Origin of the sequence: Klebsiella sp. MS 92-3, from assembly GCF_000195655.1 — a bacterium.
Lineage (GTDB): Bacteria > Pseudomonadota > Gammaproteobacteria > Enterobacterales > Enterobacteriaceae > Klebsiella > Klebsiella pneumoniae.
Genome location: NZ_GL882822.1, coordinates 18544 through 23129 on the forward strand (window position 1 = coordinate 18544; position 4586 = coordinate 23129).

The 4586-nt window shown below is 60.8% G+C and carries 3 protein-coding genes and 1 tRNA gene; all 4 read left to right on the forward strand.

The window, feature by feature from the left end; genetic code table 11:
• A partial coding sequence (locus HMPREF9538_RS10800; protein WP_009485427.1) for a protein-disulfide reductase DsbD occupies positions 1-1517 on the forward strand: 1517 nt, incomplete at its 5' end.
• A 35-nt stretch (positions 1518-1552) separates the two neighbouring features.
• On the forward strand, positions 1553-2128 hold the full coding sequence (locus tag HMPREF9538_RS10795; protein WP_004218175.1) for a transcriptional regulator: 576 nt from the start codon (positions 1553-1555) through the stop codon (positions 2126-2128).
• 67 nt (positions 2129-2195) lie between these two features.
• Positions 2196-4283 carry a DUF1176 domain-containing protein gene (locus tag HMPREF9538_RS10790; protein ID WP_004177767.1) on the forward strand — a complete coding sequence of 696 codons (2088 nt, stop codon included), beginning with the start codon at positions 2196-2198 and terminating at the stop codon, positions 4281-4283.
• A 115-nt stretch (positions 4284-4398) separates the two neighbouring features.
• Positions 4399-4474, forward strand: a tRNA-Phe gene (locus HMPREF9538_RS10785).
• Positions 4475-4586: the final 112 nt, after the last annotated feature.

Below are 4586 nucleotides of genomic sequence, written 5' to 3' on the forward strand. Positions count from 1 at the left end.
AGATCTTTCGCCAACGCCTGACCGTGCCGGTGACGGTGAAGGAGGCGGACAAAGAGGCTACTCTCACCGTCACCTGGCAGGGCTGCGCCGATGCCGGATTCTGTTATCCGCCGGAGACTAAAGTGATCCCGCTGAGCGCCGTGCGGGCGGCCTCAAACGACGGCCAGGCAACCGCCATCGAGCCCATGCCGTCGACGAGCAGCCGTCCGGCGTTCAACCCGCCGCTGCCGGTTGAGCCGCGACCGGCCCCGGAGCTCGCCACATCACCTGCGCCTGCCGCAGTGCCGCCTGCAGACACGCCTGCCCGCCTGCCCTTTACGGCGCTGTGGGCGCTGCTGATAGGTATTGGTATCGCCTTCACCCCCTGCGTGCTGCCGATGTACCCGCTGATTTCGGGCATCGTGCTGGGCGGAAAACAGCGGCTTTCCACCGCGCGCGCTCTGCTGCTGGCCTTTATTTACGTCCAGGGGATGGCCCTGACCTATACCGCGCTGGGGCTGGTGGTAGCCGCCGCCGGGCTGCAGTTCCAGGCGGCCCTGCAGCACCCGTATGTCCTGGTCGGCCTGTCGGCGGTGTTTATACTGCTGGCGCTCTCCATGTTCGGCCTGTTCACGCTGCAGCTGCCGTCGTCGCTGCAGACCCGGCTGACGCTGCTCAGCAATAAGCGCCAGGGCGGCTCGCCCGGCGGGGTCTTTGCGATGGGCGCTATTGCCGGGCTGATCTGCTCCCCCTGCACCACCGCGCCGCTAAGCGCCATTCTGTTGTATATCGCCCAGAGCGGTAATCTGTGGCTGGGCGGCGGCACGCTGTACCTTTACGCGCTGGGCATGGGTCTGCCGTTGATCCTTATGACCGTGTTTGGCAATCGCCTGTTGCCGAAAAGCGGCCCGTGGATGAGCCATGTGAAAACCGCCTTCGGGTTTGTGATCCTTGCCCTGCCCGTCTTCCTGCTGGAACGCATACTCGGCGACCAGTGGGGGTTACGGCTGTGGTCAATGCTCGGTGTCGCCTTCTTCAGCTGGGCGTTTATCACCTCGCTGGGCGCTACCCGGCCGTGGATGCGGCTGGTACAGATCATTCTGCTTGCCGCCGCGCTGGTCAGCGCGCGGCCTCTGCAGGACTGGGCGTTTGGCGCCCCGGCGGTCGAGCAGCAGGCGCACCTGGCTTTCACCCGCGTCAGCTCGGTGGCCGAGCTTGACCAGGCGCTGGCGCAGGCGAAAGGTCAACCGGTGATGCTCGATCTTTACGCCGACTGGTGCGTGGCCTGCAAAGAGTTTGAAAAATACACCTTTAGTTCACCTGACGTGCAGCAGGCGCTGAAAGGCACCGTGTTATTACAGGTTGATGTGACGAAGAACAGCCCGCAAGACGTCGCGCTGCTGAAACACCTGCAGGTGCTGGGTCTGCCGACGATCCTGTTCTTTAACGCTGAGGGTAAGGAACAGTCTGAGCGGCGAGTCACCGGCTTTATGGATGCCGCGGCATTCAGCGCCCATTTGCGCGATTGGCAAGCGTGAGCGACACTTTAGGAGGAAAGATGGAGGAGAACACCGTGCTACGTGAAGACGTCCTGGCAGAAGCCATTAAGATTCTTGAAATTGAAGGTATCGCCAACACGTCGCTGGAGATGGTCGCTGAGCGCGTGTCCTGCCCGACGAGCGACCTGAAACGCTTCTGGCCTGACCGCGAAGCGCTGCTGTACGACGCGCTTCGCTATCTGAGCCAGCAGGTGGATGCCTGGCGTCGTCAGCTCCTGCTGGACGAGACCTTAAGCGCAGAGCAAAAGCTGCTGGCACGCTATGCCGCACTCACCACCTGCGTAAGCAACCAGCGGTACCCGGGCTGCCTGTTTATCGCCGCCTGCACCTTCTACCCGGATCCTCAGCACCCCATTCACCAGCTGGCGGAACAGCAGAAGCAGGCTTCGCTGGCCTACACTCACGAGCTGCTGACTCAGCTGGAGGTGGATGACCCGGAAATGGTCGCCAAGCAGATGGAGCTGATTGTCGAGGGCTGTCTGAGCCGTCTGCTGGTCAAACGTAGCCAGACGGATGTGGATACCGCCCGGCGGCTGGCTGAAGATATTCTACGCTTCGCCCAGTGCCGTATGGGCGGCGCCTTGACCTGATTCTGATATCCTAACCGCCACGTCGCGCCTATAATTTCCCCCTCACTGATTGCTGACAGGGATTGATATGCGCGCGTTCTTCTGGGCTGCCTGGCTGGGCCTCTGCTCTACGCCCCTGCTGGCGGCTCCCCTGCAAGGTTTTTCCTTTGCACAAAAAGACTGGGAGCTCGCCTGCGATAATACCGGCGCCTGCCGGGCGGCGGGTTACGGCGTCCGCATGGGTGAGGTCAGCGTGCTGTTGACCCGCAACGCGGGCAGCGAACAGCACCTCACCGCCACGGTAACCTTTGCGCAAATCGAGCACGATATCCCCGCCGACTCCACCGCCAGCCTGCTGATCGACGACCGGGATTTTGGCGCGCTGGACGCTCTCGACGACAGCCACTTTCGCCTCGACAGCGATCAGACCACCGCCCTGCTACAGGCGTTAACGAATCAGCGCAAAATCGAATTCACCCTTAACGGCCAGCACCTGCCGCTTTCCAGCGCCGGCAGCCGCGAGGTGCTGGGTAAAATGGATGCGTTTCAGCGACGCACCGGCACCGCCGATGCGCTGCTGGATAAAGGCGATGCCGGCGACGATGCCATTTTGCCAGCCACTCCCGCCCCGGAAATTATCGCCGCCCCGGTTCTCCATAACGCGCAGCCAGTGCCGTTGAGTATGCTTCAGCGCCAGAAACTGCTGCCCATCCTGACGCCGCTGCTGAACCAGCGCTGCGACGACTGGCAGAATCAGGCCATTCCGGCGGCAGATCGCCAGATCACGCTGACCGCGCTGGATAAAACCCATTCTCTGGCGCAGGCGCTCTGCTGGCGAGCGCCCTATAACGACGGTTACGCTCTGTGGCTGGTCGATAACGCCCAGTTGAGCAAACCGCGGCTGCTCACTACCGAGGCCTCCAGCTACGCCGACGGCGCTATCGTCTTTTTGCACAAAGAACGGGGCATGGCCGACTGCGTCACCGGCGAGACGCGCGTTTGGGATGGTAAAACCTTTACCCCCAGCCTGAAGTACAGCACCGGTATGTGTCGGGAAATCACCCCGGGTGGCACCTGGATGCTGCCGACCTTTGTCAGCCAGGTGATCCCCAGGCAGCAGAAAGAGGCGGATAACCTGGCTCTGCGCACGTTGTATAACACAGTGTTGAAAGCGCAAAAAAGCGATCCAGAATTGTCGCTGAATAAGATCGCCGAGCAGTTTCCGTTAACCGGCCATATTACCGACTTCACGCTCACTTACGCCGACGATACGCTGATCACGACCAGTAAACCGTCCCCGGATATCAGCGATGATGAGTGGCAGGCGTTTCTGCGCTCCTCGATTAGCGCGGATTCAGAAAACGGCAAAGTCAGCTTTACCCTTATCGACCTCGACGGCGACGGCAAACGCGACCTGATCATCGACAGCTACGTGGGCGGCACCGGGCTCTTCAGCTACACCGGGGTGCTCAAGCGAGGTGATGATGATTTTGCCGCCGTCAACGGCAGCGACAGTGATAATGGTGATGATTTCGATGCCGGGGTGCCCGGCGCCCTCTTTTCCATTAATGGCCGCGGGGCTAACCAGTGGAACCACTGGGTCAAAATCAACGGCCAGGTGTATGCCCTGTGGTACAACGGCCAGTTTGGCGAAGATAACCTCTACCTGCTACGCCCGTTCAGCACCACCAGCCAGACGCCCGCGGTGACGGTTCGCTATCGCTATACGCTGAACAGCATCCGCTCCCCGGAGAAAGACCAGCCGCTGACCCCCAGCCTGAGCGACGGCGATAAAGCGGACCTGCTGCGCTCGCTGGAGGTAATGCAGGGCAGCCTGCTGAAAGACAGACCCGCCAGCGACAACGACGCGCCGATCTGCCCCATCCCGCCGGGCACCTCCGCTGACGAGGCGGATAACTACTACAGCGGCGTCGCCGTTAACTATATCTATGAGACGGTGGCCTATATTCCGGTCTGGCTGAACGGGAAGTGTTATATCGGCACCATTTTCAGCCATCATGGCGCCTATCGCCACGGCGTGGATGCGGAAATTACCCTGAGCTCGCCGCGTGAGGACGAGGAGGTCATTGGCGATTATCTCATCTCCGGACTACGCCACGTTATCGCCATTACCAGCGGCTGGAAAACCCGCGAGGGCGATAACGGCATGCAGTGAAGTTAAGCCAAAACGCGCCTTTGAACGCAGAATTGCCGCAAAGATAAGCAATCGATAAGTAATTTAAGAAATTTGGTTGACGGGGTGGGCGGATTACGGTTTAATGCGCCCCGTTGCCCGGATAGCTCAGTCGGTAGAGCAGGGGATTGAAAATCCCCGTGTCCTTGGTTCGATTCCGAGTCCGGGCACCACTATTTAAAGAACCCGCCCAAAAGGCGGGGTTTTGCTTTTCTGCATCCGGACTCTTCATCGAACTCCGTTCGATTATTCGCCGCACAGCGGCTCACCCCTTCGGGGCCAGCG